The following is a 25,982-nucleotide window of genomic DNA, read 5'->3' as shown; positions in this document are numbered from 1 at the left end:
CCCTATAAAATCTGATAATCCGAAGTTTTCCTGGCAATATAATAACCAAGCGTCAGGAGTACAAAGGATATTATTGACTTGATCATACCTATGGCGGTTGCCACACTGAATTGGGCACTGCCCAGACCCAGGCGGTAAACAAGCGTATCGATGATATCTCCGGTTTTGTATACCTGGGGGCTGTACATGTTGAATATCTGTTCAAAGCCGTTCGTACCCGCATTGAGTATGGTTCCGAGCGCCAAAACCGTCATCAGCAGTATGGTGGGCTTGAGACCGGGCAGGGTGATATACCATACCTGTTTTACCCGTCCGGCCCCGTCCATTTTTGCCGATTCATACAGAGTCGGGTCTATGGCGGTCAGAGCCGCAAGGTACACTATTGTTCCATACCCGAATTCCTTCCATATCTCGGTGAGTATCATGGTTATGGGAAACCAGAATTTATCACCTAAAAAGTAAATGGGTTCGATTCCGAAAACAGTCAGGAATTTGTTGATTATACCTTCCGAGGGCGAAAGAAAATCTATCAATATACCGCTGAGAATAATCCAGGATAAAAAGTGAGGAAAATAAACGATTGTCTGGATGCTTCTCTTCAGTCCCGTATGTCTGAGTTCATTGAGGAGCAGTGTCACTATTACCGGAACTACGATACTTCCGATAATCTTCAATACCGAAATTAAAAGTGTATTTCTTATAACCTCCCAAAAATTCGGAAGTCCTAAAACATATCTGAAGTTTTCCAGTCCCACCCACTTTGAATGTAAAAAACCCCTGGAGGGCGAAAAATTCTGAAAAGCCATAACAAGTCCCAGCATGGGACCATATGAAAAGATTAAAAGAATAATTACGCCGGGCAGCATCATCAAATGAAGCGGTATGTCCCTTTTAAAAGATTTTCTTTTATTAGGGTAGGTTACCATTTCCATCATCCCTTTCGTAACGTAAAGTTTATTTATCTGTTTTGTTTGTACAGCAGTTGCCAGGATGGGCGTTTATAAACAGAGGCGGAAAGTTTATGCCTTCCGCCTGGTTTATTAATTAACTCATATGCCAGTTAACATTGATTGTACTGTTTCAATACCACAAAGGACATAATATGGGAGTACAGCTTTTAACTATCAATAGTGTGCGAGGGCGGTATCCATCAATTGATGCCCGGTTAGAAGTGCTTGCTTGAAATTTGTAGACTTGCTCCGGGTACATCGTGCCGGGAACACTACAACAAGTTGAATTAAGTCTATTTTCTTTCGGAATTCCACTTGTTAACTTCGGATGTTATTGCATCTCCGCCAAGTGATTTCCAGTCAGTCACATATTTTTCAAATTGATTTATGTCACCGTTCATTATTATATCTGTAAACGTTTGTAGCTGAATCTGTGAGAGTGTGGCATCCTTCTGGGTCATTGTGGAAGTCGGAGGTCCGAAGTAACGGTTGTCATAGACCTTTTTATTGGTTGCATAACCATTTATCACTGCCAGTGAGCCTTCGGGGCCATACATCATTTCTGTGGGCCAGCCTGACAAATCTCCGCCCCTGTATGCCTGAATCTGGTCATAATATCCCTTTTCCTCGGCATTCAGTGCACTGGTATCCTTTGACTCCAGAGCCTTTGAAACCTTTACCTGTGCATCTACATTTTTCATTGGAGGTTCTGAATATATGAGAGGATATTCAAATATGGGATTACCTGCCTGGTCAACATTGTATTTTCCGGGTTCGGCAGTTTCCCCGAAGCATTTTTCCAGTTGGAGGTTCAGCATTTCGATAATGGCTTCGGGATTTGCAGCTTTTTTATTGACTACATAATATGTGCTGACAGGGAACGGAACCTGTGCAAGTGCTCCGCCTTCTTTGGTTCCCACGATTCCAAAAGGCTTCCAGGTCATATCGGGATTTGCCTTCTTTGCATCGGAGAGCCAGCCCATATTCCAGAAAAGTCCGTAAAGCATGCCTATTTTACCTTCACCTACATTTGCACTGACCTTGAAAGAATCCTTAACTCCGAATTCGGGATCGATATATCCTTTGCTGAACATATCCTTGAGACTTGCCAGTGCGGTTTTCATCTCGGGCATAATATTTCCGTTCACAAGATTTCCGCTGCCGTCTTCGATCCAGGTGTTGGGATAGGCGCCGTAGCCGTTGAAGAAACCTTCCAGGGATGCAAACATTCCCCACAGATCCTTATTGATTCCAAAACCGTAGGTATCCTTTTTATTGTTTCCGTCAGGGTCGTTTTCTGTAAATGCCTGAGCTATTTTTATGACATCATCCATGGTTTTGGGTTCCTGGAGATTGAGTTTTTTCAGCCAGTCTGTGCGCACCCACAATACATTGGTCTGGCCCAGTCCCGAACCCATTTTGGGTATTGCCAGGAGTTTTCCGTCGAATGTTGCCGACAGGAGTGCATTTCCATCCTGGTTCAGTACATTTTTTGTATATTCGGAAGCATTTTTTTCATATATACCGGTGAGGTCGGCCAGTTGGTCGTCTTCAACCAGTTGCTTGAGCTGTACCGAATTGACCTGAAATATGTCTGGAATATCGCCGGATGCAATTGAAATATTCAACTTCTGCTCATATTGAGCTACCGGGGTCATCCATTTGTATTTCAATTTGATTCCCAGATCAGACTCGTATTGCCTGGTCCATATGTTGTTTTCCAGACTGTCGCCTTCAGGGAATTTCAGATCGTCAGGAATGGGTCTTACCGCTGTAACCTCTCTGATTGCGGGTTTTGTATCACTTGCGGCAGAACTGCCTGTTGATGAAGCTGTTGAACCACTGCTGTCACTGCCGCTCCCGCAGCCTGCTGCCGATAATATACTCGCTGCAACAAGCATGGATGCCAGCAATTTTTTTGCAGATATATTCATATAAGCACCGTCCTTTTCATTTTGTCATGCGAAACGTTTCATCACTTTGTAAGTAAATTATAATTTATGGCGGCGACCTCTGAATATAATAAGATTTATACTTTTATATCACTATATTAACTTTTTTTCACACTGATAAATTCTACATGGAAACATTTTCCTCAGCGGCCAGGTTCCGGTACTCCTGTGGAGTCACCCGTTCCATTTTCTTGAAAATGCGTATGAAATATGCAGGGGAATCATAGCCTGCTTCCTTTGCAATCATATGAATTTTCATTTCGGTTTCCACCAGAAGCTTCTTTGAATAATTTATCCTTTTAGCCGTTATATAATCCGAAAGATTTATTCCGGTGGTCTGCTTGAACAATCTTGACATATATACGGGATTTATATAGAACCTCTCGGATATGGCTGCCAGAGACAAATCTCCGCCTAAATTCGCCTTAATATAATTTTTTATACGTGCGGTAAATTTCTCGCTGTGGGATTCCCTGTTCTTTTTATTTACATCAAGTATCTGCTCGATCAGTTTCATTATGCGCTCTTTCATTTCGGCCCTGTCACTGTAGCTGAAAAAAAGCTCAAAGTTGGTCTGATCGGTAAAAACCTCCTCCGAAAGCGCTCTGTTGTTCAGATATGACAAAAGTGCACCTACCACGGTGTGATAGAGCTGAAGCTTCACCGGAAGTGTGGCTCTGTCCTCTTCACTTTCTGAAAGGAGGTCATCCAGAACCTTTTCAACCCCTTCCCTGTCCTCTTCCTCAAGACAGGTCTGGAGATTTTGAAAATTCCTCCCCCAATCCTTTCCCCTGTCCCTCCTGTTGACATCGGCACTGTCCTTCCTATCCCGGTAAAACCTTGTGCTGGCCAGTATTCCGTCGTCACCGTTGATTGTCAGCTGCTCAAGCACAAGTCTTACGGTTTTGTATCTGTTGTTCAATTCCTGCCAGTCTATAAAATCGTCATATATTACCGATATGGAGAGCCCAAGTGCCTGCCAGCAGTGCTGCTGGATTATCTCAAGGGTTTCCTTCAGCCTGTGGACACTCCCGTCGGCATTTCTTGCCTGGAGCAGCCATATCATGTTTTTATTCTGGTAAGAGGTCTGGTAACATATGAAAAACTGGTTCAGGTACTTGTCAAATATCCTTCCCAGCTGAATAAGATAATTCAGCTTGTCCTTTGAGCTGTCCCCGGGACTGAAGCGGTCGATACGGACACCCATGAGCAATACCGGCCTGCCGGTATCCAGTTCGATATTATACTTATGGAATTCCTGGGCGCATACTTCCTCAGCCTCTCCTTCCAGGGCATTTATAAGGCAGGAGTTCTGAATGATGGACATTACGGAATCCATCTGCTCACGGCTTTCCTCCAGAAATTGCTGCTGCCGCATCTCATTCTCTATCTGCTCTATGCATTGATTCACTGCCGAGACAATGGCATCCTCACCTTCTGTCTTCAGGACATAGTCCACCGCTTTGTTCTCTATGGCCTGGTACGCATAATCAAAATCACTGTAGGCAGTCAGAATGATTGTCCTGCAAAAGGGCCACCTGTGATGTATCTCCTTTAACAGCTCCAGACCGTTTTTTCCCGGCATTTGAATATCCGTAAGCACAATATCCATACGTATCCTGTCCAGAATTTCAAGAGCTGAATTACCGGAGGCGGCGGTGTATATGTCAAAATCCGGGTTGCTTCCCAGCAGGTCGGCCAGACCCTCTACAATATATGGTTCATCGTCCACTATTAAAAGTTTATACATTCTCCACCCCGCATATTTTCATGGTAATTTTCATGCCTCCCGCTTCACCTCTCGAAACCGAAATGCCGCTGTCCTGACCGAATCTTGATTTCAGCCGTTTGTGAATATTTATCATTCCGCTTATTTCCCCTCCGTCATCAATAAGCTTTGCTTTAACATTTTCCAGGGTTTCATCGTCCATGGGACCGTTGTTTTCTACCACTACAGTCAATATATTGGCTTCTTCGGCAAAAGTTATTCTTAAAAGACCGTCGCTTTCCACATGTCTGAGTCCATGCTCAAAGGCATTTTCGACCAGAGGCTGCAGAATCAGCCTGGGAACCCTCAAGTGTGAAGCCCGTTCGGGCACCTCTTCCATCTCAATTTGAATCCTGTCACCAAACCGGATTTTCTGTATATCGGCATATACCCTTGTATGCTCAACCTCCTGGGAAAAAGGAATGTCCCCGTCCTTTTTCTGCATTATGAATCTGTAATACCTGGCCAGGTATTCCGAGAAAAGCTTTATACTGTCGAAATCCCCCAACCTTGCCATATTGCTGATAACAAAAAAGCTGTTATACAAAAAATGGGGATTGATCTGTGACTGAAGCTGTTTGAGCTGGGCACTCTGAGTCAGTATTTTCTGCTGGTAGACCTGCTCCATAAGATCCTGGTTTTTTTCTGCCATGGAATTGAAAGAGTGATAAAGTAAACCGAATTCATCATTGCTCCTGTGCTTCAGCCTTACCCCCAGACTTCCTGTTTCAATTTGCTTGAATACCTTTACCAGACGATTCAACGGTGTCTTTATGATTTTGTACATGGAATAGCTCAGAACCATAACAGTTATTATCAATATGGCACTGAATATGACAAAATACATTCTCAGATCCTTCATCTGTGGATTTATTCCCTGGACAGGCACATAGGCTGCCAGGTTTACTCCCATCAATTCGGACTTGTGATTCACAAGCCACGAACTTTCACCCTCAACCATCACTTTGCCTACCCCGGGTTCCGAGCCGGTGCCCACTGTTTGGGCCAGGTCCGCATTTGGGGTCCCGGTTCCCTCCTGGTTATAATATACGTAGGAACCCGCCTCATCATATATCATGGCCTGCCTCGCTTCCTTTATGGTACTCAGCTCCTTTTTGATCTCTTCCTTCGATAAGCCCACCGTTATGAAGTATTTCGGCAGACTGCCGTTAGGCGTTCCGGCCGGAACAAATACGTAATACAGCTGATTATTTGAAACCACAAAGTGGCCTACGTTCTGTTGTCTTGAAATATCGTACAAGGTCAGAAGTGAAGATGCATCGGAGTATATGTCTCTGTCAGAGTCAACAACACGGGATAATTCAGGTATATAGGTACTTACCTCGTTGATGTATGCACTGCTGTTTTTTAAAATTTCCAGCCTGTTCATGTACCTGTTTATGGAAAGTGTCTTCTGGTAATTGCTCATTGTGGAGCTTGCGGTGGCCAGCATGATCAAATCTTCGTCATGCATGCTGCTCAGACCCATATCCTGTACCTTTTTAAGCTCTTTTTCTATTGAGGCCAGGCATTTCCGGGAGCTGTTGTCAAAAGCGTCCACGGTGGATTCGTCAAGTATCTTGATCTGCCAGTTATACAGGCCGATGGCAATAAAGCATACCGGTAAAATAGCTATGAGAAATGCCCCCACCAGTTTGGCAAATACAGAGTTTTTAAATTTGGTAATCAACTTCATGGCTGTTTCCTCCGGCAGTGTGCGTTTGCATCCGTGTTATGGCCTCAAACGCCCGTATTCAGGCGTTATTTATTCTATGGACTTACTCCAGATCATTATCATCCTTTATCCCAGGGTTGTCAATAATGGCATTAATATGACATTACGTTGTCAATTAATATATAGTATACTTGAATTAAAACTTAATTTAACCTGTTGGGCTAATTAAAATTTTGTTTTGCTTTACAGATAGATTTAATCAGAATCAACTGGTACGCATTTTCGTGTACGCTAAATTAGTGTGTGGAGATGAAATAAGTATATGGCTGATGCATTAAAGGATATTTATAATTCGAAGTTTTTAAATGATTTCGGGTGCATGGTAAAAGCTGCATATAAGGACTTTCAGTGTGAAGGGTTTGTAGCATCGGTGACGGCACCTCCGTGGGATGAGTTGCCGCTGAGGGCCCGTATGCACCGGATTGCAGAGGTATTGGGCAATTATTTGCCAAAGAATTACCGGGATGCCCTGGAGGTGCTTTTCTCTGTTGATGAATATTGCAACGGCTTTCCCTATCTGTTCTTTCCTGATTTTGTTGCTGTCTTCGGGCAGGGTGAACAGCATTGGGAGCTTTCCATGCATGCTCTGGAGCGTTTTACACAGCGTTCCTCCTCCGAGTTTGCAATCCGTCCGTTTATGCTCAGGAAGCCCCAACACGTTATGGAATATATGCTCCGCTGGTCCTCTCACCCCAACGAACATGTCAGGCGGTTTTCCAGCGAGGGCTGCCGCCCGCGCCTGCCCTGGGGTACTGCACTGCCCATGTTTAAAAAGGATCCCGATCCCGTGCTCCGGGTGCTGGAGCAGCTGAAAGCTGATCCCTCGCTTTATGTGCGAAAGAGTGTTGCCAATAATCTCAATGATATCGCCAAAGATAATCCCGATGCTGTTTTGCAAACGGCTAGGAAGTGGATGGGAACCAGTCCGGAAACAGACTGGATTCTCCGGCAGGGCTGCCGTACCCTCGTCAGGAATGCCCACCCTGAAGCACTGGCGCTTTTCGGGTATGCAAAAGCTTCAAAAAAGAAGCCTTTGTGTGGAAATGCAGTCCTTACAGCTGAACCGGGGCAACTTCACATCGGAGACAGTTGTGAATTAACCTATTTACTGGATATGAACCGGGATACAAAAGTCCGTATCCGTCTGGAATACGGGATTGACTTCATAAAATCAAACGGCAGACCATCCCGGAAGCTTTTCCTGCTGTCGGACAAAACCGTATCCGGAAAAGCACATTTGTCCGGAACACATACCCACAGCTTTGCCGAGCTTACCACAAGGCGTCACTATCCGGGAATACACAGGATAGTATTACTCATCAACGGGCAGGAAGCCGCACAAACAACAGTATTATTAAAGGAGGCAAAAACCGGTCATTAGCTGCCATGCTCCAGTCGTCATCCGCTGTTCCCTTTTTTATTTTATAAAATTATTTCACAAAATATCCTCATTAAACAGTCAGCGAAACGTAATATACGTATTAAAAATATGTGCAATTCCAAATACCGCCGCAGCCGCGGCAGCAGGGATGTTGTTCAGCCACAGTGCGGCTGCGATAAAGTATAGTACCGGAAAGACCGCCATGGGCTCAGGAATAAATAATAACTTTTCATTTAACAGTGAGTAGTTCCTTCCGCCGGTAAAATAACGGCACCAGAGCCAGTAGTATAATAGCAGCAAAACCAGCATACAAGCCGTATAGGGACTTATATACTTCACTTTCTGCCCATTAACCATGAAAATCAATAATATCATAAAAATTATCCGGCTTGCATTTTCAACAATATTTATAATATGCCCGCGGCCCTGGGGCATATCCGGAATATTGGCCGGAGGAAACACAAAATAAAAAATATTGGGCAGCATTACAAGCATGACTGCAATAAATCCCATCCAGGAGAATCCCAACGCATATTTCATTCAGCCGCCTCCTTTTCAAGTTTGCTGAGGTAATTGCTGCTCCAGGAACAGTTCAGTTCCTGCCACCTTTTCAGTTATCCGAAGCCATGCTCTGTTCATCCTTTACAAGTTCCCTCAAGTCACTGCTCAATTTATATATGTCCCTTACTACATTGCCGGCCTGCATTATCTCATTGTTTTCATTCTCAACGGTTGCAAGAACTTCCTGGGTTGCAGCCGCATTTTCTTCAGATATGGCGGCAATATTCTCTATCTGCTGCCGGATCTCGGCAAATTTTTCCGATATTGATATAATTTTTTGAGCTTCCAGCTCAAATTTAATACCCGTATTCTCAAATACTTCTCTAATTTCACCGAAATACACCGATATGTCTGCAACAAGCTCTTTCCCTTCTTTTGTTGCATTCTCTCCCTGGCTCACCTTTTCATATGCTTCCTGCGATTTGCCTGAAATCTCTGCGGTTACCTTGGTTATGTCCTTAACAATAAGTGCACTCTGTTCGGCAAGTTTTCTTACTTCATCGGCAACAACCGCAAAGCCTTTTCCCTGTTCGCCTGCACGGGCCGATTCTATTGCCGCATTAAGCGCCAGGAGATTGGTTTGATCGGCAATCTGGGTTATACCCTCAAGGAGACCGTTCACCTTTTCCATATTGCCCTGAAGTTCCGAAACGGTAACTGCCGCCGTACTTATTGCATTTTCAATTATATTCATCTGGGTATTCACATGCTGGATTTTACTGTGCCCATCCTGGACCTTATGACTCATTTGCCGTGTATTTTCTGAAATACTGACTGAAACCTCCTGGGTTTCACGTACCACTCCGAGGGATTGCTCCATTGTTTCGTTAATCCTGTGAGCACTGGAAGCTTCCAGCTGTATGGCGCCGGCCATCTCCTGCATGGACTCCGTTACATTCCGGCTCCCTTCACTTATAGTATCTATGTTTGTATTGAAACTTTCAATCTTTTCCTCAAGGACATTGGTACTGTCATCTACCTTTATAAGGGTTACCTTCAGCTTTTCAAGCAGTTCCTTTGCATGAAGCTCCCTCTGATATGACTCATTTATAAGGTCCCTTCCCCATTTGCTCAGGAAGAACAGCAGCACCACCGTTCCATTGAGCACCACCAGCGAAGAAACAAACTCCCCTGTTCCGCCTCCCGGGCCCAGTAGGTTTTCAGGCTTGATAAGAAAAACCGCAACCAGCATAATGTCAAGTAATATTCCATAGACCATAATGATTTCCTTTTTGAAGTACAAGGTAATCATTGCGACTGATGTGACAAGTATGTAATGCTTGTTCAGTGCATAATTGTCAATGCAAAAGAGCACCGAAATCACTATCCCCGGAATAAGCCCGAAAAGCAGGCCTTTTATATATTTATTTATAGGCAGGAATAAATTCACAACTGCCAGTATTATTACAAGCGAACCTTCAATCCCAACTTTCATACCATGGTTCAGCCCCTGGGTAACCATGGATTGAACAGTCATCAAAATGACAACCATAACAGTTACTATGACATTAACTCTATGAACTCTCTGTGTATTATACGTATCCTGCTGCAGCATGTAAAACCTCCGTAATCTAATTCTAATATGGTTAAAAAATTATCAAATATTATCCATTATACCACGTTTGATATAATTTGGTTGGATCATATGAAACACCTGAATTTTCTGGTATTCAAAATTATATATTAACAATATTTAGGATGTCAAATGAACCCGAATTTCGAAATGTCATATACCTGCCGCAGGAATATAAAAAGGGGCTATCTGCATAACCGTAAACAAGTTATGCAGATAGCCCCCTTATAATAAATATTTTATAACTATGACAACCCTGATTATTTAAACTTTGGCAGCCACGTTCCATGTGCATCGATCAAGTCGTCTACCATGCTCACTATGTCGTCAATGGAAAGCTCTGCGGCTGTGTGCGGATCCAGCATTGCAGCATGATAAACATGCTCTCTCTTTTTAGTAACGGCTGCCTCGATTGTTGTCAGCTGGACATTTACATTGGTCATGTTCATTGCAGCCAGCTGAACAGGCAGTCTCCCCACATGGCACGGGTTGACTCCCATTCCGTCAACCAGACAGGGTACCTCTACACAGGCATCGTAGGGCAGATTTTCTATGAGTCCGCCCTTGTTCAGCACATTTCCGCCGATCTTGAAAGGTGTATCGGTTACAATTGCATTCATTATATAGGATGCATATTCCAGGGTTCTTGTATGGGATAATGACGGATTGTTCATCAGTTCATCCCTTTGCTTCTTCCAGTCGGAAATCTGGTTGATACATCTTCTTGGGTACTCATCCAGCGGAATATTATACCGTTCAATCAATTCAGGATATTTTGACTTGATAAAGAACGGATTGTACTCGGCATTATGTTCACTTGATTCGGTGCAATAATATCCAAGCCTGTTTATATATTCATAGCGGGTCATATCATTGTGTTTCTCATTTTTGTTCTTTTCAGCCGCGCGCTTGCGGATTTCGGGATACAGGTCATTTCCGGCCCTGTCGGTTATTTCCAGCAGCCAGCCCATATGGTTGATTCCGGCAATCAATTCCCTCCTGCCCTCCAGCTTGTCTTCCATTCCCAGCGCCTTCAGCAGCCCTTCGGAGCAAACCTGCACACTGTGGCACAGTCCCACGGTATTCACACCTGTGTACCTCTGCATGTAGCCGGTCAGCATAGCCATCGGGTTTGTGTAGTTCAGAAACCACGCGTCGGGGCAAACCTCTTCGATGTCACGGGCAAATTCTTCAAGAACCGGGATGGTCCTCAGTGCCCTCATTATCCCTCCTATCCCCAGGGTATCTGCTATTGTCTGCCTTAAACCGTATTTCTTGGGTATTTCAAAATCAATTATTGTGCAAGGGTCATATCCTCCCACCTGGATGGCATTTACAACAAAGTCGGCACTCCTGAGAGCATCCTTTCTGTTTTCAGTGCCCAAATAGGTCCTGATCCTTGCCCTTCCGCCGTTAACGTTATTATTAATGGCTTCAAGCATTATCCGGGATTCCTCCAGCCTGTCCCCGGCAATGTCATACAAACATATTTCGCTGTCCTTCAAGGCTTCGGTGCACATGCTGTCTCCCAATACATTTTTGGCAAAGACAGTACTCCCCGCACCCATAAATGTTATTTTGACCATATCGCCAACCTCCAGTACATATTCGTAAATCAAGAATTCCATATGTATAGGATAGCATATAGATATAAAAATTAAATTGAATAATGTAACTATAATTTGTTATAATGTAACCTCAAGGAGATTTCATTACAGTTTTGTGACCGCTAAGCGGCTCATGGAGGTTAATATGATGCACGATGTGCCACTTTTAAATAAGGGTTTTACAGAAATAAATCCCCTGCTATGCGGCTGGGAAACCTGCGAAAGCGGTCATCCCTTCGGACCGGCCTCACGTGATTGCTATCTCATCCACTATATCATGTCGGGACATGGTATTTTCCAGAGGAACGGCAAAACCCATACCTTATCCAGGGGAAGTATGTTTTTGATCCGCCCCTATGAAATTACCTTCTATAAGGCCGACGATACCGACCCCTGGGAATATATCTGGATAGGCTTTAACGGACGTTTGGTCCCCGGCCTGCTTGAGGACAGCGGCTTTTCAAAGGATAATTGCACCTTGTGCGCACCGTCCCTGCGCAATATATTTTTAAGCATGAAAGAAACCATAAACCTGCATTATTCCGCCGAGATATTCCTATGCGGTAAAATTTTTGAATTGTTCTCAAATCTTCAGGCCGAATACCGTCCGGTGCTGAAAGGAAGCAGCGGAAGTCTATATTCGGAAAAGGCAAAGGACTATATAATGGCAAACTATGCCAATCGCATATCTGTGGAGAACATTGCAAACATGCTGGGCATTGACAGGCGCTATCTTTGCAGGGTGTTTTTCAAGAACATCGGTGACACACCGCAGAACTTTCTGGTCAACTACAGGCTTGAAAAAGCGGCTGTGCTGCTTGCAAAGTACGGCTATTCGGTTGGCGAAGCCGCCAGGAGCACGGGATATGACGACATCTATAACTTTTCAAAAATGTTTAAAAAGAAGTATGGAGTGCCTCCGTCCAAATATTCCGGAGCAGAGTAAAAGTTCCCAGGCCGAAACAATTATAATTCATGTATTATAACTGTTTCAGCCGGGGACATAACTGGTATGAAATTTATCTGCATGCCTCGATTGACGACTTCAATATCTCCAGTCCGCAGTCAAGCTGCTCGTCTGTAACAACCAAAGGACAAAGGAACCTGATGACATTGGAATATGCACCCGCACTTTCTATTATTAAACCATGCCGGGCAGCACAGGCAACAATATCCGATACCAGTCCGGGATTTGGAGTTTTGCTTTTTTTGTCGGTAACAAACTCAATGCCCATCATACAGCCTATACCGCGCACATCTCCCACTTCCTGGTATTCTTCCATCCATTTGCCGAATTCCTCCCTGCATTTTTTTGCAATTTCCAGAGATCGTTCACATAAGTTTTCACGTTCCATAATTTCTATTACTTTCAACGCAGAGGCACAAGCCAGCGCGTTACCGCCGAAAGTACCCCCGATTATACCGTTTTTTACACCGTCAATTATGTGGGCCCCGGCTGTTACGGCACTTAATGGAATCCCTCCTGCGATGGATTTTGCAGCCGCTATAATATCGGGTGCACAGCCTGCCTCCTCCCAGTAGTTTGAAACGAACATTTTTCCCGAGCGTGCAAAACCTGTCTGAACCTCGTCAGCAATCAGCAATATGCCGTTATCGTCACAGATCTTCCGGACAGCCTTTACCCATTCCAGCGGAGCAGGAATGAAGCCCCCCTCTCCCTGTACAGGCTCTAAAACGACTGCGGCTGCATATTCCGCCGGAGATGCCTCATCAAATACCTTCTTAAGCTTTTCAATATAATATTCTACAGCTTCTGCTTCGTTATATCCCCTGGGACCGCGGTACAAATAGGGAAATTCCGCACGGTATACGCCGTCCGGCAGCGGACCGATACCGTATGCATAGGCCTTTTTTGCGGTCATTGTGGACGCAAGCAGGGTTCTGCCGTGGAAGGCACCTGAAAAAACTATGATATTGGGTCTGCCGGTAAATGATTTTGCAATTTTGACCGCATTTTCTATTGCTTCTGCTCCGGAATTTGCGAACATTGTTTTACGTATTTTATTTTTAACAGGAACGATTTGATTCATTTTTTCAGCAAGTTTTATATAGCCCTCATGGGTGACTATATTCATCATTGCATGAAAAAACTTTTCCGACTGCTCTTTCACGGCGGCAATCAATTCAGGATGACTGTAACCGATATTCAGTACTCCCACTCCTCCTACCCAGTCAAGAAAAACATTGCCGTCAACATCTTCAAGCATTGCGCCCTCTCCCCTGCTTATGACACAGGGATAGGAACATTTGACGGCGCCTGGCATGGCTTGGGCCCTTCTTTCTATTATGGCCCGGGCTTTCGGCCCGGGCAAAGGTGTGTTTATTTTCGGTAAAGCATCTTTAAGCATAATCCGTCCCCCTTAACATGTTTAATGTAATTTTTATTTATAAAGCTTTCAAATATATTCTTTTTATATCCTCAAGGCCAAATATGACAGGATGGTTGGCAATACTGGGAGCAGACACCTTCAGGCAGTTTTCGGCCAGCCAGTCCACCTCTGAAGCTTTGATTCCCTGTTCCCCCAGAGTAGCAGTCAAATGCAGCTCATCAAGCAATTTCCGGACTGCAGGCACAAAGTCGTTTTCATCTTTTCCGCCTAAAATTTGTGACAATATGGAGAATTTCTCCGGCAGCCCTCCGATGGATTCTTCATATACGGCAGGTGCCAGCGCAGCAAGCCCAATGCCGTGCACAATATCCTTCAGTCCGCTGACGGGATGTTCCATTCCGTGCAGCGCCGTCACTCCGGCAGTATTGATAACCATGCCTCCAAGAGTGCTTGCCAGACAAAGGCGGTCCCAGCTGTCCAGATCCGCCGGGTCTGCATACACCTTCCGGAGGCTGCCGGCAGCCAGCCTGACACCCTCCAATGCCTGTATTTCTGTTAATGGCTGGGATATTGAGGATATATAGGCGTCAATATTGTGACATAATGCATCAAAGCCCACCGCAGCCAGTGTTGATTTTGGCATGGTAGTCATAAGCAGCGGATCGATTATGGAGCAGACCGGCACTATTGCCTTGCAGCGCAGTGACTTTTTATCCAGAGTGTCGGGATTGGTTATGACGGCAAAACCGTTTCCTTCGCTTCCTGTTCCGCAGGTAGTCGGTACGGCAAGTATGGGAAGGGCTTTGCCGCTGAATTTCCTTCCGAAAATATAGTCACTGATATCACCGCCGTTCACGGCCTGAAAAGCAATTGCCTTTCCTGCATCCAGGCTGCTTCCGCCTCCCAGAGCTATTACCGCATCACATTTTTCGGCGGCTGCAATTTCTGCCCCCTCATATATGGTTGTGGTTAAGGGATTTGGTGTAACCCGGTCATAGATCACAAATGACACACCGTTTTCGACCAACTGTGAAACGGTTTTGGCCAGCAAGCCCGAGCGTTTTGTACTGCTGCCTCCGGTGACAATTAAAACACGTTTCCCAAACTCAGCCGCTATTTTCCCGATTGTATCCGATTTTCCCCGGCCGAAAACAAGATTGACCGGCAGATCATACTGAAACTCCAACATATATATCCTCCCAAGTGGTAATTACTTAACGTTTTTTGTTACTCCATCTTCAATACCGACAAAATAATCTTTGGTCAGACCGTATTTCTCCAATATTTTCATAAGTGTTCCATCTTCCTTCATTTCATTTAGAGCCTTGTTTACTTCGGCCAGGAAGTCCTTGTCCTTGAAGCGTACCGCAGCACCGATCTGTCCGCTTGCTTCGGCTTCATAAGGCGACAGGAGTTTCAGCTTCAGGGAACTGTCCGACGAAAGAGTATACCCTGCTACTATACCGTCTGTTACAACAGCGTCCACCTTTCCCATATTTACAGCCGTCATCAGGGTTGCCTGATTGTCATAGGCCTCCAGCTTGCCGATCTTGCCTTCATCAAGCCATTTTTGGGCTGTTTCGTAGAAAGTTGTACCCGGCTGCGCTCCAATGGTTTTCCCCTTCAGGTCCTCCTTGCCGGTAATTTTTGAGCCGGCAGGAATAACCACCGCTTCACCCTCCTGATACCATTTATCGGTGAATGCAGCTATCTGCAAACGTTCCTCCTTGACATACATGGCATCCACAACCATATCTATGCTGTTATTGTTCAGCTCAACCAGCAGGTTTGAAAAATCAACAACCTTCATTTGAATATCCGGAATACCCAGTCGGCCGCATATTTCACTGAGGATTTCCATATCAATGCCCTCAAGCTTGCCTGTGTTTACATCCTTATAGGAAAACGGAGCATCATTGGATGAACCGATGAGTATATAACCTTTTTCCTTGATTTTTTTAAGTACTTCGGACTCGCCCGAAGAAGCGGAATAGTTTCCTGCTGTTGCCGAAGCCGTCGAAGCTGCTTTTGTTGTGTCTGCCCCATTGCCCGAGGTGCTGCCGCAGCCTGTTAAAAGTGTAAATATCATTGACAATGACAGACTCGCAGCAATTAATCGTTCAAGTTTTACTTTTTTCATAAAATCCGCCTTCTTTCTCTTAAATAGATTGTTTATTGTTTATTTTGCAATTTATAAAAACATGGGTATATCAGCGTATCTGTTTCAGTCTCCGCTCAACTATCCTGCTCAGCTGTGAGAGCGGAATACTGATTACCAGGTATACAAGGGCAAGGATGGTATATGCCTCAACTGTCAGAAATGTTTGCGATGCAAAGGTTTTTGTCCTCAGAAGCAGTTCCTGCACTGAAATCATAGCCAGCAGCGAGGTATCCTTGATCAGCATGACCAGGTAGTTTCCGAACACCGGAATTGAATTCCGGAGCGCCGGCGGTATGATAAAATGAAAAAGCACCTGATTTTCACTAAAACCGAGTGCCAGGCCGGCTTCCCGTTGTCCGGGGTCTATAGCCAGTATTGCAGACCTGATGACCTCGGACATATAGCAACCATAATTTATTGCAAAACCGATAATACCGCAGGTTGCAGCCTGAAGCTGAAGGTTGGTCTCATACCCCAGCAATCCGGTTATACCGTTAATCAGCATGGGCACAACATAATAAATATAGAAGAACTGAACCAGAAGCGGCGTACCGCGTACCAACTCTATGAATATGCCTAATATCCGTTCCAGAACCCTACGTTTTGAAAGCCGCCCTATGGCAATCAGCAAAGCCACGGCCAGCGCGCATATAAAGCCGGCAAGGGTGATATATACTACTATTCCTATACCTCTCAGCAGATCAGGCCCCAGAGTGTTCAGAGCTTTCATGAAATGTATTTCCATTGAAATTCACCTCCTGTCACAGTACCCGGGCCAGAAAAGCCCTGGTTCTGTCGTTTTTAGGTCTTGTAAAGATTTCTGAAGGTGTGTCCTCTTCAATAACATAACCTCCGTCCATAAAGATTACGCGGTCGGCCACATCTTTTGCAAACCCCATTTCATGTGTTACCACCATCATTGTCATTCCCTCTTTTGCCAGCTGCTTCATGACCTCGAGCACATCTCCCACCAATTCGGGGTCCAGTGCCGATGTGGGTTCATCAAACAGCATAATATCCGGCTGCATGGCCAGGGCCCTGGCTATGGCCACACGCTGCTGCTGTCCTCCCGAAAGGGCAAGGGGATAAACATTTGCCTTGCTTTCCAGGCCGACTTTGCAAAGCAGCTCCATAGCCTGGTCCTTTGCGTCCTTGGGCTGGAGCTTGTTCAGCTTGACCGGAGCGTACATAACATTTTCCAGGGAAGTCTTTAACGGAAACAGATTAAATCTCTGAAAAACCATCCCAACGTGCTTTCTATAGTCGGTGACCTTTTTTCCCAGCTGCATAATGTTCTGTCCCATGTATAGAATCTCACCGCCGGTGGGCTGCTCCAAAAGATTGATGCAGCGCAGCAGTGTACTTTTCCCCGAGCCTGACGGCCCGATAACAACTACCACCTCTCCCTTTTTTATGGAGATATTGACATCCCGGAGTACTTCCAGATCTATGAAACATTTTGAAAGCTTTTTTACTTCAAGCATTACCATATTAACCTCCCAAGACAATAATGAAATTCGTTCTATGGAAAAACAAAAAAACAGCAACAGAGCTTTTCAAAAGAAAAGCTCCATTGCCGTTCACTTATACTGCTTGCAATCCGTTATTAAAGATTGAATCTTTTTTTAATTATATCGGTAAGTATATCACAGGTCCCATCCACACCCAACAGGCTCGAATCCAGCATTACATGCTTATAGTCCTTGTCTGACATGGAATATCCGCTGTAGTGTCTGTGGTAGGATTCTCTGGCTTTATCGACCGAAGCGATCATTCTCTTGGCTTCGTCAAGCCGCATATCCAGCCTTTCAACGCAATTTACAAGTCTTGCCTCATACGGAGCATAAATGAATATGTTTATGATGTTTTTGCAGTCCCTTAAAATATGGTCTGCACACCGCCCTACTATAATGCAGGATTCCTTTTCGGCAAGATTGACAATTATCTTTCTCTGGGAGGCAAAGATGGAATCCTGAATTGCCGTCGTACCCATGCCCAGCGGGTAATTCATATTGAAAAAGGCTGATTTAGCACTTTCTTCAGCATCGCTGATTGTTGAAACCGGAAGATTGAGATTCTTTGCAGTCAGTTCTACAATGTCCCTGTCGTAATATTGGATACCCAGCTTTTCACTGACTTTTCGTGCGATAGGCCGCCCCAGACTGCCGAACTGTCTTGCAATTGTCACAACGAATTTTTCATCCATACTACATTCTTCTTTCTTAATAGTTTTGTTGGATTCATTATACTGCACAACAATAGGGGTTTACAATGGACTGAAACTCCAAACTTTCAAGATTTTATTGTACTCCGGATACAAAAGCTTAAATATAATAGTTCATGTATAGGGCTTTTCAAAATTAACAAATGTATGTTATCCTTTAAACAATAATTTTAGGAGGGATGTTGATTGCGTACTCAGGTTTCGGAGCTTTATGAGCATGCAAAAGAAAAATACAGGCTGGTACTGCACGGCGGACAAGCAGGCTTGAACAATTCCGCCTCCTGGGTATATCTTGCGGAAGATATCCAAAACATATCCTTTTTAAAAGGCGGTGAGCTGGTCATCACCACAGGGCTCTTCACTCAGAGCGGTGTCAAACTCTACGATTTCATCAGTGCGCTGGTTACACGCAACTGCAGCGGTATCCTTATCAATGTAGGCAAGTATCTCAAGCCTCAGGATATAACTCCTGAAATCCTGGAGTTATGCGACATTGCCGTATTTCCTGTTTTCACCATGCCCTGGGAAGTGCACCTTGTGGATATAATGCAGGATTTCAGTATCCTGCTGCTGCATAACAATCAAAGAGAGGAACATCTCGACGCATCATTTTTAAGTGCTCTTTACCAATCTCCCGTACAGGAAAATCTTCTCAGGACAATGAATCAGTTCGGATTTGCAACAGCCTCGGATTACAGGATAATGGTCATTCAAAATCTGCAGGACATTACAAGGCTTACTTCACCATTGAACAGTTACGGATTAAAGTATCACATATTTGAGCATGACCATCTGCATGTGCTGATATACAATGTTTCAAGCGGGAAGCTCTCTCTGAACGGCCTTATTGATTTGATCTGTTTTTGTGACAGTATAAAGCTGGGTTTGGGTGATACCATCCATTCTCTTGCTGAAATCAGCCTGTGCTATAAACGTGCCCGCTTTTCCCTGGCAGCTGCCGTATTCTGGAACCGGCAGTATATAAATTTTGACGATCTGGGAATATTTCAGATTTTATTCTGTTCCTCCGATCCGGCTCTGCTGCAAACAATATATAAACGGCATCTGGGTGTTTTAGAGCAATACGATGCCGAACATGATTCGGATTATATGAAAACGCTCCGCATTTTTCTGCTTTCAGACTGCAATATCCTGGAAACGGCCTCCAGAATTCATACCCACCGTAACACCATAGTCTATCGTATGCGGAAGATCAAAGATCTTTTAAATTCCGAGCTGGACAATTCCGAGGTGAAATTTAATTTACTTATGGCCTTCTACCTGAAAGAATATTTTTTGATATAAAAAATAGCAGCCTGAATTTTTACCTGTCAGGTTGCTATTTTACTTTATTGTACACAATTTTACCGCTTTTTATTGTTCCTTTGTCCGGGCATCAAACTCCTCCTGGCTGTATTGATTAATACCAGTCAGAGTACCGTGGCCGTCTGCATCCGGTTTCCCGTAATCACGTACGGCATAAACATCCACTTCACCCTTTCCATCGGGATTGTTTATCTGCCTCATGGAGCCTTTAAACTTTCCGCTTGAGAAAGACTCCCCGTTTGAGGACATGATGTCGGTAAAATAGCGGACGAGCTTATCTTTATAGTACAAGCAGCCGTTCTTTTTATCATAAGTTAATCCGAATGGTTTATAAACGGTGTACTCTTTTGCCAGTTCATCGGTTGTCACATTGCCCTCCTCACTATAGTCCATGGGTGAAGTGCTGTCATTTGAGAATTTCGGGACTGCAGCGGAATTATTTTTTCCTGAGCCCTCATCGACCGTTACGGCATATGTCTTGGGCGGATTTTTCAATTCATCGGTGTTCCTTGCATCAAATTCGGCCTGACTGTATGGTTCTATTCCCATAAGTCTGCCGCCCGGCTCAACTGCTCCGTCCGAATTATGGGTTAATTGGGCTAAATCCCTTACACCATGAACGTCTATGGTGCCGGCTTCATTGAAGTGGTCCATTCCTGCACTGCTGTGTTCATCCACCGGATAGTAGTCTTCAAAATATCTGACCAACTCTCCATTATAAAACAGCCGGTCGGTATTTTTATTGTAGGTAAGTCCATATTCTTTATATACAGCAAATGCCTCGGCCTTGCTTTCCAGCGTTTCCAAGTATCCTGTTTCTTCCGCGAAAGAGATATTTCCGTTCTGATGTTCTTTATCAGCTGCAGAAGCAGCGTTGGTAGCGAAAACAACAGATATGCCTATGACCAAAGCCATAGCCAGTATAATACTCTTATACGAAGTATTCTTTATTTTCATAATAGACACAATCCTTTCTTCAATAGCACTTTTGCTGAAATTGTTCACAAGGGGGACAAGGCTGCTTTTCTTTTCCTCCAGCCCAATAAGAGTCAAGGCATAAGCGGACTTTACAGTTTCTCCAAACTTTCTTACAACAGATTCATCACAGGACAGTTCAATATCCCGGTTCACAAGTACATACATAACCCATACCAGAGGGTTGAACCAGTGTAAGCACACGGCAGCAGTGAGCAGCAGCTTCATTAAAGTGTCAAAGCGCCGGATATGCATAAATTCATGAGTAAGGATGTACCTCAAACATGTTTCGTCCGTCCAGTCGGTTGTTTTTGGCAGGAGTATCACAGGACATATTATCCCATAAGTCAGCGGGCTGGCTATCCTGTCCGACTGCCGGATTTCAACCTTTCGCCTTAATGGCTGCTTTCGCTGCCAGGCTCTTATAAATTCATTGTCTGCCGGCAGGGCGGTCTTATACTCCCTGCGCCACCTAAGATGCGTTATGATAAAAAAAACGGCGCAGGCTGACAGGCCAATAAGCCAAGCTGCCAGGATAGGCCATATGCCTGCCGGGGCTGCGTCTGCCAATGGGGTGTTTATACTGTATGCCAAGTTTCCGGTATTAATGCGGGACATGCCTGCAATTGTCTCATTTGCTGGAAAGAAGTATGTTTTCAGCTTGTTTGCAAGAGTTTGGATGCTGAAACGTGATGAAACGGAAAAAGGAATGAGCAGGCGGCACAGCGCCACAGCCCAAAGAGCAAGAAATGTCAGCTTTGGAAGCCGGTGCAGCATAAGCGCCCGTATTATTACAACTGCCAGGATGACAACTGAAGCCGAAAGGCTCATTTTGAATATCTCCATAACCCCTCACTCCAATTTGCTGACGATGTCTTTCAGCCTTTTAATTTCTTCCGGCAATAAATTCCTTCTTCCTAAAATGGATGCCACAAGCTGGTCGGCAGCGCCGTTGTACATTTTATTGATAAGCTCGGTTGTTTCCAGCTCCCTTGCATGTTCAACAGTTACAAGAGGATGGCATACAAAGTTGGGCTCAATCCGTTCAATTGCACCCTTGTCAATACATCTCTTGATGAGAGTGTATGTGGTGGTCTTGCTCCAGCCGACCTGCTCTTTCAGAGTATCTGCAATCTCCTTTGCAGTGGTATCGCCATTTTTCCAAAGGACATTCATAATCTTTAGTTCCGAATCAAACAGTTTAATTTCCATACTATTCCCCTTTTTTCTTTCAGTCTACTGCAGTAGAATTCCTATATATGGATACTACCAGAGTAGAATGCAATTGTCAATAGCCAAAAAATAATACACTGTATATAAAAATATAAACCTGACATAATGATGTCAGGTTTATATTTTTATAATTGATTATGAGGTGATGGTATTATGCAAATAAGCAGATTATTTCAAATATTGTATATTTTGCTGGAAAAAGGAACGGTGACTGCCAACCAGTTAGCCAAGCGTTTTGAAGTATCGGTAAGAACTATCTATAGAGATGTTGAAGCTTTGAGCCAGGCAGGTATTCCCATATACGCAAGCCAGGGCAAAGGCGGAGGGATTTCCTTATCTGACAGGTTTGTACTCAATAAATCCTTGCTTTCAGAACTGGAACAGGAGGAAATTCTGCTTGGTTTACAAAGTATGTCCGTGGTGAGGTATCCTGAATTTGATGATGTGCTGTCCAAGTTAAGCAGTCTTTTTATGAAAAGTAATATCACCTGGATTGAAGTGGATTTTTCGACCTGGGGAGATGAGGAAGAGCAAAAGGAAATATTCAGCCTGTTAAAAAATGCAATACTTCAACAAAAGATAATTGCTTTTTCCTATTTTGGCGTTTCCGGAAATAAAAGTGATCGCACTGCAGTACCTTTAAAACTGCTTTTCAAAGACAAAGCCTGGTATCTTAAAGGCTACTGCCTGGACCACAGGGCTTTGAGAACCTTTAAAATAACACGTATGTCCAACGTTCACGTTACAGGTAATTACCCTGATTATCAGATTTTGCAGCATAAATTATCAGATCCGGCCAATAAGCCTTCCGCAGCTTTAAAGGTTGCTCTCAAGCTAAAAATATCCGCTGCAGGAGCCTATCGCGTATACGATGATTTCGGCAAAAATGAAATCACAAAGGATCAGGATGGCTCATACATTATCAACACCTCCCTGCCGGCCGGCGAATGGATTTTAGATTATCTTTTCTCCTTTGGTCCCTTGCTTGAAGTCATTGAACCTCCGGAAATACGAATGAAAATGGTCATTGGCATTCAAAAAATGGCAGAAAAATACTCAATATAACTTGACGTTATGTTGTCAGGTTATATCCGCTATAGTTAACTTGTAATCTATTTCAAGGAGGTAACAAACCATGGAAAATAGTCCGTACTTATTGGACACAAACAAGGAACTTGAAGGCAAACGTATACTCGTAACAGGTGGAACCAGGGGCATCGGCCGGTCTGTAGTTTTGCGGCTGCATAACGCAGGAGCAAAAGTAACAGCGGCAGCCAGAACTACACCTCAGGATTTACCGGACAATGTTGAATTCATCCAGGCTGATGTCAGCAAACCGGAAGGGACGGAAAAAATCATCCGTGAAACCTTTGAAAAGTTGGGCGGGCTGGATATTCTGATCAATAATGCAGGCGGTTCCTCCACATCTACCGCAGGAGCTTTGGCGTTATCCGACGAGGATTGGCTGACCACATTTAATGCAAATCTTTTTTCCGCCGTCGGCCTGGACCGGGGTTTTCTGCCTTACATGATCAAGCAGCGCAGCGGTGTCATCGTTCATATTTCATCCATCCAGCGTAAGCTTCCCGGGAATATGACCATGGCATATTCGGCTGCAAAAGCAGCATTGACCAATTACAGCAAAAACCTGGCAACAGTGTTCGGCCCGGACGGAATCCGTATAAACACTGTTGCACCGGGATTTACCGAAACTGAAGCAGCCGAACGTCTCATTGAAAGGATGGCACAAAATTCAAACTGCGGCTATGATACCGCCCGCAGGCAATTAATGGAGCAAATCGGAGGTATACCTCTGGGGCGGCCTGCAAAACCTGAAGAAGTAGCAGAACTTGTAGCATTTCTTGTATCAAACAGGGCATCCTATATCACCGGATGCGAATACCTGATTGACGGCGGCACAGTCCGGACCATCTAAAACGTTAATTAAAAGGAGAAGAAAAATGGATATTAATAATATTCCTCAAGTAATAACTGATTTTATTGCTGCATCAAACAAACCTGATCCTGCTGCCTATGTAAACTGTTTTTCAGATAACGCAACTGTTATTGACGAAGGACAGACCAGAACCGGTAAGACAGCCATTAAAAACTGGAGTGACGTTTACCACTTCGCAGCCAATGTAACACTTGAGCCACGGGCTGTAAAACAAAGCGATAATGGAATTACAGTCACCTGCAAACTTGATGGTGATTATGACAAGACCGGCCTGCCCGACCCGCTCCTACTGGACTACCATTTCAGTATTTGTGCCGGAAAAATCACCAGACTCTCCATCGAATAACATCAGCAATTGGCATGTAATATCAAACAGCTTATATGGAGGTAAATATGATTGTAAATAATTTGATGTTAAAGCTGAAAGACCGGAATCACATGGATAAATACCTTTCGCACCCCGTTCACCTGGAGGTTGCACAGTTTGTGGCTGGTGTTCTGGACACACAGGCATCTGTGTGCTATGAAACAAAATGATTTCAATTGGTATTAGTTAACCCTCTACTGCGAGTGACCGGGGAGAACATAACTTCCGTATACCAGGCACAAACTAAAAAATCCCTGTTTTTCGGTGCTAATGGATTTACTCCAATCATATTCTTATAGAAGATGATAATAAGAAGGGGAGTAGAATTGCTTGATAAAGGTTAAAGTCGGATTAAGGCCTCTTGTTAACAACCTGAATTTACCTACAGTTTTAAAAACCATCGTACCTCCTGGCGATACAACCGAGAGATTATTTATTGCAACCCAGCCGGGAGAAATTTTTTACATAGGAAATGGATTTATCGGGACTTTTCTTGATATCCGTCCTAAAGTTATAAAACTGGGTACATCAAATGGCGGATATGATGAACGAGGCTTGCTGGGACTGGCATTTCATCCGGAATTTCATAATAACGGTCTATTTTATCTGCATTATTCGGCAGCCGGAACACAAGGTCCCGGTGCTCTTACCGAACCCTTTAAGCCCAATCCGTGTGACCCTCGGACTTTGAATCTGAAGTGGGTAAACAGAGATATTCAATATGATCATATTGATACAGTTGAAGAATGGGTTTTACAATCCAATGGCCAACCGCAGAAACGCCGGACATTGCTTAATATAATCAGGCCATTTTTTAATCATAATGGTGTTAACAGTTTAAACTTTTCACCTGAAACAGGAAAACTTGTATTAACAACCGGTGATGGCGGTTCAGGTTATGATCCCTTCAATTTAAGTCAGGATGATATGGAAATTGCCGGCAAAATCATTGAAATTGATATAGCTAAGAATATATCTATCGTCAATCCGCCTGCAGTTACACGTTTTAATGAACTCCCTCCGCCCATACAGGAAACACTTACTGTGATTGCCAAAGGGGTTCGCAATATCACAGGCATTACATTTCAATGGTTTAAAAACCAGTATATCAAGTACGTGGGAAATGTGGGACAGGATCTGATAGAGTCCATTTTTTCATTCGATAACTTTAAACCCGTACAGGTTACTCAGCTTACTCAAACTTCAGCGTTTAAATCGGAACCCGTTCCCGAAGGATTTATCAACTTGGGCTGGAGAGGATGGGAAGGCGCTTTTCCTACTGCAATTATAAGAGGCTGCTCGGTTAATGCCGCTTTGAATGAAAAAATAATTGTTTATTACAATGAAGCAGTCAGAACTTCGGTGCAGCGTCTCCAGCCCATAACCCAATATTTTCATGAGGACCCCCGTCCCGGCAAGTTTGGGGCAACTGCACTTACCGGAGTCCAGCCATACATTGGAAATGAAATTCCCGAATTAACTGGAAGCGTGGTTTTTACAGATCTGGCCCGGAAAGAAAGATCACAATCCCCAGCCAGAGGGGTTTTGGCTTATACCCGTACAGGAGCAAACTGCAAACTAAATGATTTTAGAGTAATTGAAACTGATTACAATTTCGGAACTCAAGCAGCATATTATGTGAGTTTGGGAGCAAACCTTGATCAAACCAGGCTGTATTTGGGAGTTTATGGCTCCATGAAAGTGGCTGACTTAAATCAGGGCACTGTTTTTGAGATCACCGGATGAATTACTCAAAAATCCAGAACTTTATCGGTGCATTCTGCAAATTCACGGATTTTGGAGGTAATTCTACTGCGTTTCTGCTTATCCTGTAAGGTCTCCAGTGTAATGTTGATATATC

General features: G+C 44.1%; 23 protein-coding genes. 8 read left to right on the top strand and 15 right to left on the bottom strand.

Annotated elements, in window-relative coordinates; translation table 11 throughout:
• Positions 1–2 precede the first annotated feature (2 nt).
• The 4 genes from T344_RS0122380 to T344_RS0122365 form a co-directional block, all read right to left on the bottom strand.
• Positions 3–926, bottom strand: a complete 924-nt coding sequence (locus T344_RS0122380; RefSeq protein ID WP_027630552.1) for an ABC transporter permease — start codon at positions 924–926, stop codon at positions 3–5.
• 317 nt (positions 927–1,243) lie between these two features.
• Entirely contained in the window at positions 1,244–2,884 is a 1,641-nt protein-coding gene (locus T344_RS0122375) for an extracellular solute-binding protein (protein WP_027630551.1), read from the bottom strand.
• A 142-nt stretch (positions 2,885–3,026) separates the two neighbouring features.
• Positions 3,027–4,652: a response regulator transcription factor gene (locus tag T344_RS0122370; RefSeq protein WP_027630550.1), complete on the bottom strand. Its 1,626-nt coding sequence runs from the start codon at positions 4,650–4,652 to the stop codon at positions 3,027–3,029.
• On the bottom strand, positions 4,645–6,366 hold the full coding sequence (locus tag T344_RS0122365) for a sensor histidine kinase (RefSeq protein ID WP_027630549.1): 1,722 nt from the start codon (positions 6,364–6,366) through the stop codon (positions 4,645–4,647). The genes T344_RS0122370 and T344_RS0122365 overlap by 8 nt, the downstream gene beginning before the upstream one ends.
• Before the next feature lie 301 nt (positions 6,367–6,667).
• On the opposite strand from T344_RS0122365, the gene T344_RS0122360 reads away from it, so the two are divergent.
• Positions 6,668–7,786 carry a DNA alkylation repair protein gene (locus T344_RS0122360; protein WP_027630548.1) on the top strand — a complete coding sequence of 373 codons (1,119 nt, stop codon included), beginning with the start codon at positions 6,668–6,670 and terminating at the stop codon, positions 7,784–7,786.
• A 78-nt stretch (positions 7,787–7,864) separates the two neighbouring features.
• On the opposite strand, the gene T344_RS31640 is transcribed toward T344_RS0122360, so the two are convergent.
• The 3 genes from T344_RS31640 to melA form a co-directional block, all read right to left on the bottom strand.
• Positions 7,865–8,326, bottom strand: a complete 462-nt coding sequence (locus T344_RS31640) for a hypothetical protein (protein WP_051572178.1) — start codon at positions 8,324–8,326, stop codon at positions 7,865–7,867.
• A gap of 70 nt (positions 8,327–8,396) precedes the next feature.
• A complete protein-coding gene (locus T344_RS0122350; RefSeq protein ID WP_027630547.1) occupies positions 8,397–9,902 on the bottom strand; it encodes a methyl-accepting chemotaxis protein in 1,506 nt (501 codons plus the stop codon).
• A 278-nt stretch (positions 9,903–10,180) separates the two neighbouring features.
• Positions 10,181–11,506 (bottom strand): alpha-glucosidase/alpha-galactosidase, encoded by a 1,326-nt coding sequence (gene melA, locus T344_RS0122345; protein WP_027630546.1) that lies wholly within the window; start codon positions 11,504–11,506, stop codon positions 10,181–10,183.
• A 166-nt stretch (positions 11,507–11,672) separates the two neighbouring features.
• On the opposite strand from melA, the gene T344_RS0122340 reads away from it, so the two are divergent.
• Positions 11,673–12,473: an AraC family transcriptional regulator gene (locus tag T344_RS0122340; protein ID WP_027630545.1), complete on the top strand. Its 801-nt coding sequence runs from the start codon at positions 11,673–11,675 to the stop codon at positions 12,471–12,473.
• A 73-nt stretch (positions 12,474–12,546) separates the two neighbouring features.
• Here T344_RS0122340 and T344_RS0122335 read toward each other — a convergent pair whose 3' ends face one another.
• From T344_RS0122335 to T344_RS0122310, 6 genes are all read right to left on the bottom strand, one after another.
• A complete protein-coding gene (locus T344_RS0122335; RefSeq protein ID WP_027630544.1) occupies positions 12,547–13,896 on the bottom strand; it encodes an aspartate aminotransferase family protein in 1,350 nt (449 codons plus the stop codon).
• Positions 13,897–13,933: 37 nt separating this feature from the next.
• Positions 13,934–15,064: an iron-containing alcohol dehydrogenase gene (locus tag T344_RS0122330; protein ID WP_027630543.1), complete on the bottom strand. Its 1,131-nt coding sequence runs from the start codon at positions 15,062–15,064 to the stop codon at positions 13,934–13,936.
• 24 nt (positions 15,065–15,088) lie between these two features.
• Positions 15,089–16,018 (bottom strand): substrate-binding periplasmic protein, encoded by a 930-nt coding sequence (locus tag T344_RS0122325; RefSeq protein WP_027630542.1) that lies wholly within the window; start codon positions 16,016–16,018, stop codon positions 15,089–15,091.
• A 70-nt stretch (positions 16,019–16,088) separates the two neighbouring features.
• Complete coding sequence (locus tag T344_RS0122320) at positions 16,089–16,784, bottom strand: amino acid ABC transporter permease (RefSeq protein ID WP_027630541.1); 696 nt, start codon at positions 16,782–16,784, stop codon at positions 16,089–16,091.
• A 16-nt stretch (positions 16,785–16,800) separates the two neighbouring features.
• On the bottom strand, positions 16,801–17,523 hold the full coding sequence (locus T344_RS0122315; RefSeq protein ID WP_027630540.1) for an amino acid ABC transporter ATP-binding protein: 723 nt from the start codon (positions 17,521–17,523) through the stop codon (positions 16,801–16,803).
• Between the two features lie 122 nt (positions 17,524–17,645).
• Complete coding sequence (locus T344_RS0122310) at positions 17,646–18,245, bottom strand: cytidylate kinase-like family protein (protein ID WP_004623147.1); 600 nt, start codon at positions 18,243–18,245, stop codon at positions 17,646–17,648.
• 204 nt (positions 18,246–18,449) lie between these two features.
• On the opposite strand from T344_RS0122310, the gene T344_RS0122305 reads away from it, so the two are divergent.
• The gene (locus T344_RS0122305) at positions 18,450–19,568 is read left to right on the top strand and encodes a PucR family transcriptional regulator (RefSeq protein WP_027630539.1); all 1,119 of its coding nucleotides are present in this window, start codon (positions 18,450–18,452) and stop codon (positions 19,566–19,568) included.
• Positions 19,569–19,637: 69 nt separating this feature from the next.
• On the opposite strand, the gene T344_RS30055 is transcribed toward T344_RS0122305, so the two are convergent.
• Together T344_RS30055 and T344_RS0122295 are read right to left on the bottom strand one after the other, a co-directional pair.
• Positions 19,638–21,410 (bottom strand): M56 family metallopeptidase, encoded by a 1,773-nt coding sequence (locus T344_RS30055; RefSeq protein ID WP_051572175.1) that lies wholly within the window; start codon positions 21,408–21,410, stop codon positions 19,638–19,640.
• 6 nt (positions 21,411–21,416) lie between these two features.
• A complete protein-coding gene (locus tag T344_RS0122295; protein WP_027630538.1) occupies positions 21,417–21,776 on the bottom strand; it encodes a BlaI/MecI/CopY family transcriptional regulator in 360 nt (119 codons plus the stop codon).
• Positions 21,777–21,950: 174 nt separating this feature from the next.
• Between T344_RS0122295 and T344_RS0122290 the strand changes: the two genes are divergently transcribed.
• The 5 genes from T344_RS0122290 (at position 21,951) to T344_RS0122270 (ending at position 25,867) form a co-directional block, all read left to right on the top strand.
• Positions 21,951–22,862, top strand: coding sequence for a helix-turn-helix transcriptional regulator (locus tag T344_RS0122290; protein ID WP_027630537.1), 912 nt, complete (start codon positions 21,951–21,953; stop codon positions 22,860–22,862).
• 70 nt (positions 22,863–22,932) lie between these two features.
• On the top strand, positions 22,933–23,733 hold the full coding sequence (locus T344_RS0122285; protein ID WP_027630536.1) for an SDR family oxidoreductase: 801 nt from the start codon (positions 22,933–22,935) through the stop codon (positions 23,731–23,733).
• 25 nt (positions 23,734–23,758) lie between these two features.
• A complete protein-coding gene (locus T344_RS0122280; protein ID WP_027630535.1) occupies positions 23,759–24,100 on the top strand; it encodes a nuclear transport factor 2 family protein in 342 nt (113 codons plus the stop codon).
• Positions 24,101–24,147: 47 nt separating this feature from the next.
• Positions 24,148–24,291 carry a hypothetical protein gene (locus T344_RS31290; protein ID WP_169738711.1) on the top strand — a complete coding sequence of 48 codons (144 nt, stop codon included), beginning with the start codon at positions 24,148–24,150 and terminating at the stop codon, positions 24,289–24,291.
• Between the two features lie 160 nt (positions 24,292–24,451).
• The gene (locus T344_RS0122270) at positions 24,452–25,867 is read left to right on the top strand and encodes a PQQ-dependent sugar dehydrogenase (protein WP_027630534.1); all 1,416 of its coding nucleotides are present in this window, start codon (positions 24,452–24,454) and stop codon (positions 25,865–25,867) included.
• Positions 25,868–25,982: the final 115 nt, after the last annotated feature.

The sequence above is a fragment of the Ruminiclostridium cellobioparum DSM 1351 = ATCC 15832 genome (assembly GCF_000621505.1).
GTDB classification, from domain to species: Bacteria; Bacillota; Clostridia; order Acetivibrionales; family DSM-1351; genus Ruminiclostridium; species Ruminiclostridium cellobioparum.
The sequence above is the reverse complement of the archived record's forward strand: the minus strand, read 5'-3'. Positions and strand labels throughout refer to the sequence as shown.